We start from the raw sequence: 15,364 nt of genomic DNA on the forward strand, positions 1-15,364 counted from the left end.
CTACCGGCGCCGCACACCCACACCCGCGAGTACGAGACCCACCACGACCACGATCAGGCCGATCACCGCCCAGATCGCCTGCCCGTTCATACCGCCGGTCTGCCCGAGCAGGTTCAGCCCCTGCAGCGTCCACACCCCGCCCATGAGCACGAGCAGTATTCCGACGATCAACCAGACCCAGCGCATGACGCTCCTCCGTCTCGGCCGCAAGCAGCCCCGGAACACCCATCCTGCCACGGAATTTCGCCCCCGCACCGGCCCGGCGCGGACAGACTTCGCCGCCGGACGGCAACGGGCCGGGAACATCACGTTCCGCACCCCGCCCGGACACCGATGATCAGGCGATCCGCCCCACCGTGCCCGCGAGGCCGTCGTACGGATCGAACCGGCGCAGCACCTCCCGGTCGTGTCCGGGCCCGATCAGCTCGGGGGAACTCGCGAGTTCGCGCATCAGATCGAACACGTGGTAAATCCCGGGCAGATCGTTGTGCACCGCGAACGGCGCGCCGTCGTAGGTAAGCGCCTTGTCTGGTGAGGCTGCGGCAGGGCATGATCGCCGGTAGCACGTCGATAGGGCTGTCTTTTGGTACGGTCTTGACGAAACAGTCCGACTGAATGCAGCGAGGTGGCGCGTGCTGATCCGGTTCGAAGTGGAGAACTTTCGCTCGATCCTCGAGCCGGCGGAACTGTCGATGGTCGCGGTCGACGACCGGCCGGAAGTGCGAGCTTTCGAGAGTTTCGGAGCATCACTCGTGCCGGTGGCCGGCATCTTCGGTCCGAACGCTTCGGGGAAATCCAACGTGCTTGCGGCTCTGGCCTGGCTTCGCGCTGCGGTCCAGAACTCGCTGCGTGCTTGGGATGACGAAATCCCGGTCGAACCATTCGCTTTCGGTGCGGCGCGAAGCCGGGATTCGTCGTTTGTTCTGGAACTCGAGGTCGACGGGATCCGCTTCGAGTACCTCCTCGATGTCGGCCGCTATCGAGTCAGCTACGAGGCACTGTTTCACTATCCCGAAGGGCGGCGCAGGCGTGTCTTCGAACGCGAAGCGAATGACCTCGTCCTGCAGCGCGGGCTGGGAAAACTGTCCGGCACTCGGACGCTCCTGACCGATCGATCGCTGGTTCTGTCGATCATGCGACGCTGCGATGAGCCGGTCACGTCCGAGTTCGCGCAAGCCATCGTTCGCACCATGGCTTTGGGGCAGAGGGTGGGCCGCTACCGGCGTCCGGTCGGCCTGCAGTCGACTCTCCACCTGTTCGACGAATCCCAGGACGAGGAAGTCGACCGGCCCCCGGTCGATGGCTCACGATGAACCTGATCGGCAAGCGATCCGGCAGCAAGCGATGGCGCTTCTGCAACTCGCCGATCTGGGGGTTGCCGATGTGGAGATCGAGAATCGAATCGAATTCGGCGAGGGTAAACCGGTCACCACGCGTACTCCTCAGCTCGTCCACGCCCTCGATCAGGAACGGCTGCCGTTCGAGTACCGGGACGAATCGGCGGGCACTCGAACTTGGTTCGAACTGATCGGACCGGTGCTCACCGCCCTGCGTGAGGGGACCATCATTGTCTTCGATGAACTCGACGCAAGTTTGCACCCGACCCTGACCGCACAGCTCGTCAAATTGTTCGAGCTGAAGACCTCCAATCCACAGGGCGCCCAGCTCATATTCACCTCGCACGACACCAACCTCTTGAATCATCTCAATCGGGATGAGGTCTGGCTCACCGAAAAGGTCTCGAACGGATCGACGCGCTTCGCTGCCCTGTCGGACTTCGCGGGCGAACGGGTTCGCCGCTCCGCCAATCTCGAGAGTGGTTACCTCAGCGGTCGATTCGGTGCGCTACCGGACGTCTCCCGGCCCGAGGTTCTTCGTGACCTGGGATTGATCGGGTGAGCGCCAAAGATCGAGGCAAGAAGGGGAAGCGGCTCGAGCGCAGGACCGGAACCACGCCGGTCCGGACAACCTTTCGCGTGTACACCGAGGGCGTGTCGACCGAACCCGAGTACATCGATGCGCTCAAACGACGCTCCGAGTTCGCCGATGCGGTGTCGGTGAACGTGTCCATCGAGGAGGCCGGAGCGACGCCGATGCGCCTCGTGGAAAGCGCCTGCGCGGACAAACGCCGAGCCGACTTGGACGTCGATTTCTATTGGTGCGTATTCGATGTGGAATCTCCGAAACCTCACCCGCATCTCGATCGGGCCATGCGGATCGGTATCACGCGGGCCACTTGTCCACCGATGACGCTGTCCGGCTTCGGCGGAAGCTCGACGGGGTCGGCGGTAAGCATCTCGACGCAGAGCTATATATGAAGCTGGCGGACAATGCCGTTCGGCATGCGGAAGCCCTTCGGGAGAAGCACCGGAAAGATGGTACGGACTTTCCGGATGACAACCCGTCGTCCGCAGTCGATCGGTTTGTCGCTCATTTGCGGGAGGTGGTGCGGTCGGCTGGAACGGCCGAAAGGTGACATGGTCGACGTTCGGGTACGAGTTCAGTCGGGGAAGTGTTCGAGGCGTTCGGGTTGGTGGCAGGCTCGGTGGGTGATGAGGCCGGCGGCGCCGATGGCGGCGGCGTCCGGGTCGATGGGGGAGGGGGTGACGGTGATGTGGCGGTGGCGGGACGAGAGGACTCGGGTGTGTAGTTCCGTGCGGATCGCGGGTTCGAGGTGTTCGGCGAGGCGGGCGTAGCTGCCGCCGAGGATGATCGTGGCGACGTCGACGAGGTTGAGCAGTGACGACAGGGCGATGCCCAGGGCGGCGCCCGCGTCGGATACCGCGGTGCGGGCTCGGGGGGCGTTGTCGGCCAGGGCTGTGATCAGGGTGTCCACCGTGGGGTGGCCGGCCGTGGCGAGGATGGTGGACAGGCCGGCGTATTGCTCTACGCAGCCGCGGCCGCCGCAGTTGCACGGGCGGCCGTCGCGGTCGATGACTACGTGGCCGAGTTCGCCGGCGAAACCGGTTGCGCCGCGGAACAACTCGTGGCCGAGGACCAGGCCGGAGCCGACGCCGACATCGCCGGAGATGTAGGCGAAGTCGGGGGTGGCGGCCGGGCCGGGCCAGAGGTGGGCGAAGGCGGCGAGGTTCGCTTCGTTGTCGAGCAGGGTCTCGGCGGTCTGTAGCAGGGTGGACAGGTGGTCCGCGACTCGGATTCCGGTGAGGCCGGGGACGTTCGGGGCGCGGGTTACCGTCGCGTCGTGCACGGTGCCGGGGACGGCCAGGCCGATGCCGAGCAGTCTCGCGTTGTCCGGCAATACCGTTCGGATCAGATCGGCGGTGTCGGTGACGATGTTCTCGGCGTCGCGAGTGCGGTTGTCGATCTCGGTGCGGCGGTGGGCCACTGTGCTGCCGTCGAGGGTTCGGACGGTGGCGGCCAGGTGGGTGACGTTGATCTCCGCGCCGACCGCCACCGGGGCCTCGGGATGGAATCGGAGGGGGCGGGAGGGGCGGCCGGGGCCGGTGGACTGCGGTTCGGTTTCCAGGAGGATCCGTTGGCGCAGTAGGGGTTCCGTGAGGGTCGCCACCGTCGCCTTGGTCAGGCCGGTGCGGGCGGCGAGGTCGGCTCGGGAGCCGGGGGCGGCGACCAGCGCCAGGAGCAGGGATCGTAGGTTGGCTCGGCGCATCTGCCGGAGGTGAACCGGCGTGGGGGAGCTGGTCATCGTGGTAGGTGGTGTTGTGCCGCTTCGGCGTAACGATGCCGGATGGCGGGGATCTCCGCCGCCTCCGCGAGCCGATCGGGGGTCGCGGCCGGCCATGCCGGGGGGTGGTCGCCGCCGGTGAGGGTCCAGGCGGCCTGGCGGGCGGCGCCGTCGGCGACATATTCGCCCGGGGCCGGAATCCGTACCGGGACACCGAAGATCGTCGGTGCGGCGGCTGTCACGGCGGGCATGGCGGCGGCGCCGCCGATCAGTCGTACGCCGGTGACCGGGACACCTTGGGCGGCAAGGGCTTCCAGACCGGCGGCCAGGCCGCACAGCATGCCCTCGACGGCGGCGCGGGCGACGTTCGCGGGGGTGGCGTTGGTGAGGGTGAGGCCGTGCAGGGCTCCGGTCGCGTCCGGAAGGTTCGGTGTGCGTTCGCCTTCCAGGTAGGGGACGAGAGTCACGCCCTCGGCGCCGGGTGGGGCCGTGAGTGCCAGGTCGCTGAAACGGCCGAGGTCCACGCCGAGCAGGGTGGCAGTGGTGGTGAGGACGCGGGCGGCGTTCAGGGTGCAGGCCAGCGGCAGGTATTCGTCTGTGGCGTCGGCGAATCCGGCTACCGTGCCGGTCGGGTCGGCGGGGCGGTGGGCGGTGGTGGCCGCCACGACGCCCGACGTGCCCAGGGACACCACGACATCCGGGCCGGCGGCCAGGCCCAGGTGCGCGGCGGCGTTGTCGCCGGCGCCGGCCGCAAGTCGCAGGCCGGACGGTGCGGTCACGGAGTCCGAGGGGCCGAGGACCTCGGGTAATAGCAGATCGCTTCGGCCGCAGGCCAGTTCGATCAGGTCGGGGCAGTACCGGCCGGTTGCCGAGTCGAAATAGCCGGTGCCCGAGGCGTCGGATCGATCGGTGGTCAGCCCGGCCGGGTCGCCGGCGCCGCGCAGGCGCCAGGTCAGCCAGTCGTGCGGCAGGCAGATCGCGGCGGTGCGGGCGGCGTGCGCCGGTTCGTGTTCGGCCAGCCAGCGGAGTTTGGTGATCGTGAACGATGCCACGGGGACCACGCCGAGGCGGCGGGCCCAGGTGTCCGCGCCGAGCGCGGCGACCAGGTCGGCGGCGGCAGCGGCGGAGCGAGTGTCGTTCCACAGCAGCGCTTCTCGCACCACCTGGCCGGACTCGTCGAGGCACACCATGCCGTGCTGCTGGCCGGCGACGCTCACGGCGGCGACGTCGTGCCAGCCGCCGGCGTCGGCGATTGCCCGTTGCAGGGCGTCCCACCAGGCTCGCGGGTGCACCTCGGTGCCCGGCGGGTGGTCGGCGCGGCCCGCGCGCACCAGCGCGCCGGTCTCCGCGTCCCGGACGACGACCTTGCACGACTGGGTCGACGAATCGACTCCCGCGACCAGGGGCACGGCGGTTACCGTGCGCCGAGCAGGTGCTCGAGCGCGAGTTGGTTCAGCCGGACGAATCCGTAGCCGCGGGCGCCCGCGGCGTCGGCGTCGAAGTTCGTCAGGGCCGGATCGGCGAGGATGCTCTCGTGGCCTTCGCCGGGGTCGAGGGTCGGGCGGGCCAGGTCGGGTACGCCGGCGTCCGAGAGCACCTGTCGCACTTCGGGATCGGCGCGGAAGGCGGCGGCGCGCTGTTTCAGCAGCAGATAGGTGCGCATGTTCGCGGCGGCCGACTGCCAGACGCCCGCGATGTCCTCGGTGCGTGAGGGTTTGTAGTCGAAGTGGCGTGGGCCGTCGTAGGCGGGAGCGCCACCGGGGCCGCCGTTCTCCAGCAGGTCGACCAGGGCGAAGGCGTTCATCAGGTCGCCGTGGCCGAAGACCAGGTCCTGGTCGAATTTGATGCCGCGCTGCCCGTTGAGGTCGATGTGGAAGAGTTTGCCCTGCCACAGGGCCTGCGCGATGCTGTGCGCGAAGTTCAGTCCGGCCATCTGTTCGTGGCCGACCTCGGGGTTGACCCCCACCAACTCCGGATGTTCCAGGGCCGAGATGAACGCCAGCGCGTGACCCACGGTCGGCAGCAGGATGTCGCCGCGCGGTTCGTTCGGTTTCGGCTCGATCGCGAATCGGAGGTCGTAGCCGCGGTCGATCACGAACTCGGTCAACAGGTTCAGTGCTTCCCGGTACCGATCCAGCGCGGCCCGGACGTCTTTCGCGGTGTCGTACTCGGAACCCTCGCGGCCGCCCCACAACACATAGGTGCGGGCCCCCATTTCCGCGGCGAGTTCGACGTTGCGCAGTACTTTTCGCAGCGCGAACCGTCGCACCGCGCGGTCGTTGGCGGTGAAGCCGCCGTCCTTGAACACCGGATGGGTGAACAGGTTGGTGGTCACCATCGGCACCTGGAGACCGGTCTCGGCCAGCGCTTTCCGCAGTCTTTCGATGCGGCGGCCGCGTTCGGCGTCGGTGGCGCCGAGCGGGAACACGTCGTCGTCGTGGAAGGTGATGCCGTAGGCGCCGAGTTCGGCGAGCCGGTGCACCGACTCGACCGGATCCAGTTCGGGCCGGGTCGGGTCGCCGAACGGATCGCGGGCCTGCCACCCGACCGTCCACAACCCGAACGAGAACTTGTCCGCACGCGTGGGCTCGACCATGTCCACCACCAATTTGTTCATTCACTGTACTAATTAGGGCCGATGCTACAGCGGTGTGGCGTGGAGCACAACGATCGATTCCGCGACGTTGGTTCGCGGCCCGCGGGCCGGGGTCCGGTTGCTCAGTGCGGCAACGGGTTCCGTTCCAGATCCGCGATGATCTCGGTGATACCCGGACCCGCGTCGCGGGCGAGGCGGAGCAGGCCGTGGCGGCGATACGCGGCCAGGGCGGGTGCGGCGGCGGTCCGGGCCGCCGGGTCGTCGCCGAGTGCCCGCAGGCAGCACGCGTGCAGCAGCCGGGCGGCCGCGAGGTCGCGGGGGCGGGGGTGCGCGTCGATGTCGCGCACCAGCTTCCGGGCGTGCTCGCAGGCGACCGCGGCGGCGGACAGGGACCGGTCGGCGAGCAGGAGACGGATCGTGGAGTCCCGATCGGTTTCCGCGATGGCCGAGCGAACCCGGACGGGCTGTGCCGGGTCCGGCGGCCGGTGCAGCAGCGCCGCCCGGACGTGGTCGGCGATCGGCAGGCCCAGCCGGACGCGTTCGTTGGTGATGCGAGCGGCCAGGCGCGGCAACGATCCGTCGCGAGCGCTCCGGTCCCCGGCGTCCAGCAGGTGGATCGCCCGATCGCGGTCGCCGCGCAGGGCCGCGAGGCGGGCGGCGGTGCCGTAGGCGGCGACCATCACGTCCACACTGACGGGTTTGCGCGGACCGGCGGTGGCGGCGGTGAGCAGTTCGTCGGCCTCGGCGAGACGGCCCTGCGCGTAGCGGAGGTCGCCGAGCAGCGCGCCCGCCAGGGCCGCGGCGTGCGCGGCCGCCTCCGAATCGGTCGCGGGGGTGGCCGTGGCGTTCGTCAGATGCGTTGCGGCGGCGTCGATGTCGAGTTGCTCGAAGGCCGCCATGCCCGCGATGCAGTTGCTGTGCACGAGTGCGAAGGAGGGCAGATCGCGGCCGTATCGCACCGCGGTCGTGTGCCATTGCCGTACGCCGGGATAGTCGAAGCGGTTCAGCGCGGCGGCGGAGGACACCCCGGCCACCGCCAGGGCCAGCAGGGGATTCGACAGGTGCTCGATGTGCCCGGGCAGCAGTTTCGGCGCCTCCCCGAGCTGGTCGGTGTGCAATTGCTCGGTGGCCGTGACCAATTCGGCCTCCACCCGGAACTCCGTCTCCTGGGTGGGGGTGAGGTCGCTGTCCTCGATCGCCGCGTAGGTCCGGCGGACCGCGGCCCGGACCTGCTCGGTGTGGTTCAGTCCGGTGTTGGCCCAGGCCACGCACAATTGCAGTCGCGGGCGCGACTCGGTCAGCGGCACCGGGAGTTTCGCCATCAGCCCCAGCATCGTGGCCATGCGCGAGCTGTTGACCAGGTTCACCGCATGGGATTCGACCAGGTCGACCGCGCGTTCCGGCTCGGCCGCGGCGAGCGCGTGATCCACCGCCTCGGTGAGCAGATCGTGCCGGGCCAGCCAGTCGGAGGCACACAGGTGCAGATCGCGGACCCGGTCCGGATCCCAATAGCTCAGCCGGCGTTGCAGATGATCGGCGAACAGGCGGTGGTAGCGGAACCAGCCGCCGTCGCCGTCGAGCCTGTGCAGGAACAGATTCCGGTCCGCGATCTGCTCCAGCACCGCCGCGCTGTCGGCCCGGCCCGACAGCGCCGCGGCGAGCCCGGCACAGATCCGGGTCGTGAGCGAGGTGGCCATGAGGAAGTCCAGCAGCGGCGGATCCAGCGATTCGAGGACGTTCTCGGTGAGATATTCGCCGATGACGTGCTGACGGCCGCTCAGATTGTCGATGAACGGCGCCGGATCCTCGCGACCGGCCAGCGACAGCTGGGCCAGCCGCAGACCCGCGGGCCAGCCCTCGGTGGAGGCCCATACCCGGGTGACGTCCTCGGCGCCGAGCGGCAACTCGCTGGCTCCGACCAGAAAGGCGCGGGCTTCCCCGGCATCGAAACGTAATGCGGCGGTGTCGATCTCGAACAACTGGCGCTCGGCCGACAGCCTGCTCAGCGGCAGTCCGGTGCGGCCGCGCGCGGTCACCACGAGCCGCAGGTGCCGGCAGCCGTGTTCCAGCAGGTGGTCGACCACCGCGCGGGTGTCGCGGCTCTCGACGCGATGCCAGTCGTCGAGGACGAGCGTGATCGGCCGCCCGGTGTCGTGGATCTCCTCGATCAACGCCGACAGGACGGATCGGGGATCGGAGGACCGTTCCTCGAGCAGCGCGCCCAGCTCGCGGCGGGCCAGCTCTGGGCGCACCCGGCGAACCGCCTCGATCAGGTGGGTGAGGAACCAGACCACGTTGTCGTCGTCCGGGCACACCGTCAGCCACGCCACCGGCGTGCCGGTGGCCCGCAGCTCACGGGCCCACTGCGCGGCCAGCGTGGTCTTGCCGAATCCGGCCGGACCGTGGATGAGGACCAGCCGGCGCTCTCCGGTCGTGCGGAGGGCGTCGAGCAAGCGGGAGCGATCGATGACCGAAGGCGCGGACTCAACCATCGCTGCCACAATAGTCCTGATCAGGTGGGTTCGAGCACGAATGGGGCACCTCGAGCAGGACGATCACCTCACTACCGCGGTCGCCGACGAGCCCGCTCGGTCGTTCTGCGCGGGTGGACAACATTCGTGCGCCCGGTGACAACCGGGCGCGCGGTCGCGGCCGATAGCGTCCGGCTGGTCACCGAGCGATCTGGAGGAGTTCGTATGCGCGGGATTGCTGTCGGCGACCATGGTGCCCGACGATGAGACTGTCCGGAAGTCGTTGTCTCCGATTCGAATACACGCCGGTGTTTCCGGGTCCGGGGGCTGTCGCGCTGGATCCGCGTGATGTGGGCGAGCCACGCGTCCTCACCGATTGCCTGGTGTTGCGGGTGGTGGTCGAAGCCGGTGACAACCCGCTCACCGCCGCGGCCGCCGACGCGATCCGTGGCGTGTACGGCGACAGCGGCGCGGCCTGTGTCGTGCTCGCCGGATCTGCGCACCTCGCGGATCTCGGCGCGGCCGCGCGCACGCATATGCTGACGCGGGTGGCGGATACGCTCGACGTGCTGTCGTCGGCGGCGGAACGGCTGCGCCGCAACGGCATTCGGGTCCGAACGTTGCCGTTCGGGTGGCAACTGGCCTGGCGGGCCGAAATGTCTTCGGCGCCGGGCGATGTGCGCGGGACCGCACGCATGTCCGGATCCGGGGATCCCTGGCTGCCCGTCCCGGTGCGGCCGCTGCGCGCCGCCCTGTTCCGGCGGCGCTGTCTCGTGTTGCGGTGACGGCTCGCCCGCGGTCGGTAGCGGCCTCGGGATTCGGTGACCCGGCTGTCCGGCCGACCGTCCGGTGCGCGGCCCGGTCAGCGACCGGTGCGGTCGGTGGGGATCCACCGGTCGGCGGTTTCGCCGGTGGCGAGGAAGATCGTGCGGCGGCCGACGTCCACGGCGTTGTCGGCGAAGCGTTCGTAGTACCGGCCCAGCAGGGTGATGTCGACCGCGGTGGTGATCCCGTAGGACCAGTCCGGGTCGAGGACGGTCGCCAGCAAACGTTCGTGCAGGCGGTCGACCGTGTCGTCCTGCTGGTCGAGGCTCGCCGCGATCTCGGGATCGCCGGAGGCCAGGGCGGCCGCGGCGCTGCCGGCGATCCCGACGGCCGCGGCGCCCAGCGCGGCGATGACCGGCCGCGCCGGTTCGGGGACCACGAATTCGGGATGGCGGCGGCGGGCCGCGGCGGCGATGTGGGTGGCGAGCGCGGCCATCCGCTTCAGATTCCCGGTGAGCTGGATCGCGGTGACGACCTGCCGCAACTCCCCGGCGACAGGGGCCTGCAGGGCGAGCAGACGCACCGCCTCGCGCTCGGCCTCCTGATGCATGATCTCGACTTCCCGGCCCAGATCGATCGCGGCCTCGGATTCGAGCAGATCGGCGGACAGCAGTGCGTCGGTGGCGGCCGCGACGACATCGCGATCACGCAGACACATCGCATGCAACAATTCGGCGAGCTCCTGCAGATTCTCGTGATATTGGGTCCGCACACCCCATTGAAACGCATCCCGCCTGCTCGCGCCCGGTTCTGGGACGCAATGGCCCGCGCGAACCGCCGAGCGGTGAAGATCGTTGCTGGTCAACGGGTTCGCGTCGGCGACGCGGTCACCGGAATGTTCCCACGACCGGGATCACCTACGGTGAGGTCCGATCCGATTCGGGCGGTTGCGGTGCGGAATTCGGCATGGGCGACGGAATATTCGGCCGTTCGGCGGATCCGTCGTCCTCGCCGGTGCGAATCGGCCCTCCCGACAACGGATTCGGAACCGCCCGGCCGGTATCCGATTCGGGCGGTTGCGGTGCCGGGTTGGGCATCGGCTGCGGTGTTTCCGGCCGTTCGCCGGACTCCGCCGGTTCACCGCTGCGAATCGGGGCCGCCGACAACGGGTTCGGGACCGGTCGTCCGGCGTCCGGGTCCGGTTCCTGGCCTGGTTCGGGCACCGCGGATCGCGTGAACTCCGGCCGGATGGCGGTGACCGGATCCTCTCGCCGCGGGTCGCGCCCGGTGTTCTCTCGCGCCATCGGAGACCTCCTCATCCGTGTCGTAGCAGTGCTCCCACGCCGTCCGCCGGCGAGTGGTCGCCGACGCAGGTGATCACGTCCGCGCGGGCGGCCAGGGCCGCCAGCGGCAGTGCCTCGTCGGCGCGGCGCCGCCGGGTGTGCTCGCGTGCCGAATCGAGCGGCCGCACCTGGGTCGGATCGCTGCCGACGCACACCGTGCGGTCGCCGAGCGCGGCCGCGTCGACGAGCAGCGTGTCGACATTGGCCGCGCGGATGGCGGCGCTGATGCCGGAGACACCCTGCTCGGCCAGCCCGTCCGTCCGGCCGAGTTCGCGGTCGAACAGATCCGCCAGCGCGCGCCGGCGCTGATCCGCGTCCTCTTGCAGGGTGCGGTGGATCTCCTCGTCCAGGTCGGCGGCGCCGCGACCGGTCGCGCGCGAGGCGGCGCCGAGCTGCACGATGCGCCGGTTGCGCGGGGCGATCGCCTCGCAGACCGCGGCACGCGGGGTGACGTCTCCCGCCAGCAGGATCAGCGAGGCCCGGGCCCGGTCGGCCAGCCGCGTGACCTCGCGCGCCGTGGCCGCGACATTGTCGCCCCGCACCGTGCGCGCCAGCCGCTGCCCGTACGCGTCGGCCCCGCTCAGGTCGGCGCCGTCGTCGTCGACCACCGCGACCACGTACGGGACGACCGGTTCGCGCAGCGCGAGCAGCGGCAGCAGATAGGGCAGCGGCGACAGCCGGACCACCTGTTGCGGTGGCGGCGTACGCAGCGTCTCGGCGATCACCACCGACCGGCGATCGGTGATGACCGCGCGACCGCAGCGACCCGGCGTGCCGGCCGACAAGGCGTCGTCCACGGCGTCGAGAATCGCGGGCGTAGCGCCCTTTTCGGACAATTCGGCACGGACGGCGCGGCGGCGCAGTCGCTGCTGCGCGGCCGCGTCCTCGGTGTCGTGGGTGTTGTCGACATAGACCGACGCGAAGGGTCCCTCGTGGTCGGCCAGTTCTCGCAAGGTCGGATCCGGCACGATTATCGGCTACCCCGGTATCGACGCCGCAATCACGGGCCGGACCGGGATCGGCTCGTCACGGTTCGGCTGACACCCGTCCTCCGGAGGGCTCGAAACCGGACGGGCTGAGTACTCTGGACGGGCTGTGCCGCCGTCCCGGGTACCGGAGGGGTTTTTGATGCCGAGCAGTGCTCTCGATACGAACAGCGCCTTCGATCGGGTGATCGAGGGGGCCGACGGGTCGATGTGGATCGTCACCACGGTCGCCGACGGACGTCGCGCCGGCTGCCTGGTCGGATTCGGGACCCAGGTCAGCATCGAGCCGCGGCGGTTCCTCGCCTGCCTGTCGAAGCAGAACCACACCTACCGGGTCGCGATGCCCGCCACCCATCTGGCGGTCCATCTCGTCGGCGCGGAGTCGATGGCGCTGGCACAGCTGTTCGGCGCCGAAACCGGTTCGGAGATGAACAAATTCGAGCACTGCGACTGGCTGGAGGGGCCGCACGGATTGCCGATCCTCACCACGGCCACCGGCTGGTTCATCGGAGAGATCCTGCGGCGCGACGACTTCGGCGACCACGTGGGTTTCCTGCTGCGGCCCACGGCCGCGCAGGCGCCGGAGGTCGAGGCGCCTGCCCTGCGCTACCGGGCCGTCTCGGAGCTCACGCCGGGCCATCAGGCCTGACGTCACGGGCCGTCGGTGTCGATGCGCCACACCTGTCCCGCGAAATAGGCTGCCGCGTACAACCTTCCGGCGCACCACCCGCTTCCCTCACCCCGCGAGCACCGCGGAATGGCGGGAACCCGGCACCGCCGCCGAACTCGGTGCCGGGTGCGGCTGTTGCCGCGCGGGTCGGCCGCCGCACCGGGTACTGCGTAACGAGCTGGTGCACAACGCGAAACCACGAACTCTCGAAAGGCGTTCCCCCATGACGATTCTGGTGACCGGTGCCCGCGGGCAGATCGGCGGCGCCGTCCTGACCGAATTGCTGGCGGCCGGGCAACCGGTGCGGGTGTCCAGCCGCGACCCACGCTCCGTGGACGTCCCGGCCGGTGCCGAGGTGGTGCGGGCCGATCTCACCGATCGCGCCTCGCTGCCGGACGCGCTGGCCGGGGTCCGCAAGGTGTTCCTCTACGCCCATCCGGAGGCGGCCGCCGACTTCGCGGCCGAGGCGCGGAAGGCGGGGGTCGAGCACGTGGTACTGCTGTCGTCGAGTTCGGTGGTGTGGCCGGACGCCGCGGCCAACCCGATCGCGGTCCGGCACGCGGTGGTCGAGCGGGCGCTGGACGAGGCCGGGCTGGACCGAACCTTCGTCCGGCCGGGGTATTTCGCGACGAACACGCTGCGCTGGCAGTCCATCCGCACGGATCGCGTGCTGCGCACCGCTTTTCCCGACGCGACCAGTTCCCCGGTGCACGAACGGGATATCGCGGAGGTCGCGGTGCGGGCGCTACTGGGTGACACGTATCGCGGTGCGGCTCCGCTCGTTCTGGGTCCCGGGCCGATCACGGTTCGCGAACAGGTCGCCACCATCGCCGCCGCGCTCGGCGAACCGGTCCGGCTGGAGCAGGTGGATCGCGAGACCTACCGCGCCGAGCAGCTCACGCAGTTGCCGGAACCCTTGGTCGACCGCCTGTTGCGGACCGGGGGTGTGGTCCCCGCACTACCCGCCGAGCTGGGTACCGACGCCACCGCCGAGATATTGGGCCGCCCGGCAACACCTTTCGAGGTCTGGGCGCGCGACCACGCCGAGGACTTCCGCTGAGTGCGGGCGACGGGCACCCGGACTGCCGAGCCGCCGGCGATATCCGGACCGCCGTGAAGTGCCGCACGCTCGCCGCGAGCATGGTCGAATCGCGGTGCGGGACCTGCTGTTCGCGGTGGCCGGCCCGCCGGCCGCCGTCCGGCGACCGCACCCGCTCGATTGCACCGCCCGGCTCACCCGAGCCCGACACCTGCCGAAGGGGCTGTTCCCGATGACCGGTCTGCTCGCCGCCACCACCTCCGCCGCCGACAAGCGGGCCGCCTTCCGCGCGGGACTCACCTCCGGGCGGATCCAGCGATTGCCGGGCGCCTTCAATCCCTTGGTGGCCACCTTGATCCAGGAGATCGGGTTCGAGGGCGTCTACGTCTCCGGGGCGATGCTGTCCGCGGATCTGGGGTTGCCCGATATCGGCCTGACCACGCTCACCGAGGTCGCGCAGCGCGGCGGCCAGATCGCCCGGGTCACCGATCTGCCGGTGCTCATCGACGCCGACACCGGATTCGGTGAGCCGATGAGCGCCGCGCGGACCGTGACCCTGCTGGAGGACGCCGGGATCGCGGGCTGTCACCTGGAGGATCAGGTGAATCCGAAGCGGTGCGGGCACCTGGACGGGAAGACCGTGGTTCCCACCGAAGAGATGGTGCGGCGGGTGCGCGCGGCGGTATCCGCCCGCCGCGACCCGAATTTCGTCGTCTGCGCCCGCACCGACGCGGCCGACGTCGAGGGGATCGAGGCCGCAGTGGAACGGGCGAAGGCGTACGTCGACGCCGGCGCGGACGTCATCTTCGTCGAAGCACTGCGCACGGTCGCCGAATTCGAGCAGTTCCGCGCGGCGCTGCCGATCCCGTTGCTGGCCAACATGACCGAGTTCGGCCGGTCCGAGCTGATTCCGGCCGGCCTGCTGGAGTCCATCGGCTACAATGCGGTGATCTATCCACTCACCACACTGCGGCTGGCGCTGTGGGCCGCCGAGGCCGGGTTGCGCGAGATCCACGAGCGGGGAACACAATCCGGACTCATCGACCGGATCCAGCCCAGCGAGCGGTTGTACGAGTTGCTGCGGTACGAGCGGTACGCCGAATTCGACTCGGCCATCGTCGATTTCAGCCGCGGCGGGAAACCGTGACGCCTCATGTGTCCCATCACAGGAATCCGGCTCGATCTCGACATTTCGGGCGCTCCGGCCTATTATTTGTCTGGGTTCGACATCGAGGTCTTCACTCCGATTTTCGTGATGAGCCGTGTCATCGGCTGGACCGCCCAACATCATCGAGCAGGGCGAATCCGCGGCGTTGATTCGTCGGCTGAACGAATACTTCGGTGTGCCATAACGTTTCGTGGCCGACAGACCGTACCCGGCCACTCTCACGGACGGCCCGCACTCAGTGCGGGCCGTCCGGCGTTTACCCCCGATGCCGGATCACCCCGCCCATGATGAGACGAGGTAGACAGATATGTTCGGCAAAGTGCTGGTGGCAAATCGCGGTGAAATCGCGATCCGCGCGTTCCGCGCCGCCTACGAACTCGGTGTCGGCACCGTCGCGGTGTTCCCGTACGAGGACCGCAACTCCTCCCATCGGCTGAAGGCCGACGAGTCGTACCAGATCGGCGAGGTCGGCCACCCGGTCCGCGCGTACCTGACCGTATCCGAAATCATCGCGGCTGCCCGGTATTCGGGGGCGGACGCGATCTATCCGGGGTACGGGTTTCTGTCGGAGAATCCGGATTTGGCGGCGGCGTGTGTGGAGGCGGGGATCACGTTTGTGGGTCCGTCGGCGTCGGTGTTGGAGTTGACGGGGAACAAGGCGCGGGCGATCGCGGCGGCGCGGG

At 69.6% G+C, this 15,364-nt stretch carries 16 protein-coding genes and 1 pseudogene; 9 read left to right on the forward strand and 8 right to left on the reverse strand.

All coding sequences use genetic code 11. From position 1 onward, the window contains the following. Positions 1–186: an LPXTG cell wall anchor domain-containing protein gene (locus tag NRB56_RS11735; RefSeq protein ID WP_153341188.1), complete on the reverse strand. Its 186-nt coding sequence runs from the start codon at positions 184–186 to the stop codon at positions 1–3. Between the two features lie 151 nt (positions 187–337). Further along, positions 338–463 carry a hypothetical protein gene (locus NRB56_RS39680; RefSeq protein ID WP_264767014.1) on the reverse strand — a complete coding sequence of 42 codons (126 nt, stop codon included), beginning with the start codon at positions 461–463 and terminating at the stop codon, positions 338–340. 169 nt (positions 464–632) lie between these two features. Between NRB56_RS39680 and NRB56_RS38865 the strand changes: the two genes are divergently transcribed. The 3 genes from NRB56_RS38865 to NRB56_RS11745 are packed head-to-tail and all read left to right on the forward strand — an operon-like array spanning position 633 to position 2,318. Beyond that, positions 633–1,313, forward strand: coding sequence for an AAA family ATPase (locus NRB56_RS38865; protein WP_319942865.1), 681 nt, complete (start codon positions 633–635; stop codon positions 1,311–1,313). 31 nt (positions 1,314–1,344) lie between these two features. Continuing rightward, complete coding sequence (locus NRB56_RS38870) at positions 1,345–1,899, forward strand: AAA family ATPase (protein ID WP_264767015.1); 555 nt, start codon at positions 1,345–1,347, stop codon at positions 1,897–1,899. Continuing rightward, complete coding sequence (locus NRB56_RS11745; RefSeq protein ID WP_153341190.1) at positions 1,896–2,318, forward strand: RloB domain-containing protein; 423 nt, start codon at positions 1,896–1,898, stop codon at positions 2,316–2,318. Before NRB56_RS38870 ends, NRB56_RS11745 begins: the two co-directional genes overlap by 4 nt. Positions 2,319–2,500: 182 nt before the next feature. Here the strand turns inward: NRB56_RS11745 and NRB56_RS11750 are convergent, their stop codons facing one another. From NRB56_RS11750 to NRB56_RS11765, 4 genes are all read right to left on the reverse strand, one after another. After that, positions 2,501–3,628: an ROK family protein gene (locus tag NRB56_RS11750; RefSeq protein WP_194290813.1), complete on the reverse strand. Its 1,128-nt coding sequence runs from the start codon at positions 3,626–3,628 to the stop codon at positions 2,501–2,503. Positions 3,629–3,660: 32 nt separating this feature from the next. Continuing rightward, complete coding sequence (gene xylB / locus NRB56_RS11755; RefSeq protein WP_319942866.1) at positions 3,661–5,052, reverse strand: xylulokinase; 1,392 nt, start codon at positions 5,050–5,052, stop codon at positions 3,661–3,663. Between the two features lie 5 nt (positions 5,053–5,057). Next, complete coding sequence (gene xylA / locus NRB56_RS11760; protein ID WP_227837511.1) at positions 5,058–6,260, reverse strand: xylose isomerase; 1,203 nt, start codon at positions 6,258–6,260, stop codon at positions 5,058–5,060. A gap of 101 nt (positions 6,261–6,361) precedes the next feature. Then, complete coding sequence (locus NRB56_RS11765) at positions 6,362–8,731, reverse strand: AAA family ATPase (protein WP_153341194.1); 2,370 nt, start codon at positions 8,729–8,731, stop codon at positions 6,362–6,364. Positions 8,732–9,018: 287 nt separating this feature from the next. Here NRB56_RS11765 and NRB56_RS11770 point away from each other — a divergent pair, with 287 nt between their 5' ends. Continuing rightward, positions 9,019–9,495 carry a threonyl-tRNA synthetase editing domain-containing protein gene (locus tag NRB56_RS11770; protein ID WP_194290814.1) on the forward strand — a complete coding sequence of 159 codons (477 nt, stop codon included), beginning with the start codon at positions 9,019–9,021 and terminating at the stop codon, positions 9,493–9,495. Positions 9,496–9,572: 77 nt separating this feature from the next. Here NRB56_RS11770 and NRB56_RS11775 read toward each other — a convergent pair whose 3' ends face one another. Then, positions 9,573–10,247, reverse strand: a complete 675-nt coding sequence (locus tag NRB56_RS11775) for a phosphate signaling complex PhoU family protein (protein ID WP_153341197.1) — start codon at positions 10,245–10,247, stop codon at positions 9,573–9,575. Positions 10,248–10,790: 543 nt separating this feature from the next. After that, positions 10,791–11,786 carry a baeRF2 domain-containing protein gene (locus tag NRB56_RS11780; protein WP_153341199.1) on the reverse strand — a complete coding sequence of 332 codons (996 nt, stop codon included), beginning with the start codon at positions 11,784–11,786 and terminating at the stop codon, positions 10,791–10,793. Positions 11,787–11,946: 160 nt separating this feature from the next. Between NRB56_RS11780 and NRB56_RS11785 the strand changes: the two genes are divergently transcribed. The 5 genes and pseudogenes from NRB56_RS11785 to NRB56_RS11805 all read left to right on the forward strand — a co-directional run. Further along, on the forward strand, positions 11,947–12,453 hold the full coding sequence (locus NRB56_RS11785) for a flavin reductase family protein (RefSeq protein ID WP_153341201.1): 507 nt from the start codon (positions 11,947–11,949) through the stop codon (positions 12,451–12,453). Positions 12,454–12,697: 244 nt separating this feature from the next. Next, positions 12,698–13,534 carry an SDR family oxidoreductase gene (locus NRB56_RS11790; RefSeq protein ID WP_153341202.1) on the forward strand — a complete coding sequence of 279 codons (837 nt, stop codon included), beginning with the start codon at positions 12,698–12,700 and terminating at the stop codon, positions 13,532–13,534. 211 nt (positions 13,535–13,745) lie between these two features. After that, on the forward strand, positions 13,746–14,660 hold the full coding sequence (gene prpB / locus NRB56_RS11795; RefSeq protein WP_153341204.1) for a methylisocitrate lyase: 915 nt from the start codon (positions 13,746–13,748) through the stop codon (positions 14,658–14,660). Between the two features lie 12 nt (positions 14,661–14,672). Beyond that, positions 14,673–14,865, forward strand: a pseudogene (locus NRB56_RS11800) (citrate/2-methylcitrate synthase); the annotation flags it as partial. A gap of 123 nt (positions 14,866–14,988) precedes the next feature. Then, a partial coding sequence (locus NRB56_RS11805; RefSeq protein WP_319942867.1) for a biotin carboxylase N-terminal domain-containing protein occupies positions 14,989–15,364 on the forward strand: 376 nt, incomplete at its 3' end.

This window comes from Nocardia aurantia (assembly GCF_009604425.1).
In the GTDB taxonomy this organism is placed as follows: domain Bacteria; phylum Actinomycetota; class Actinomycetes; order Mycobacteriales; family Mycobacteriaceae; genus Nocardia; species Nocardia aurantia.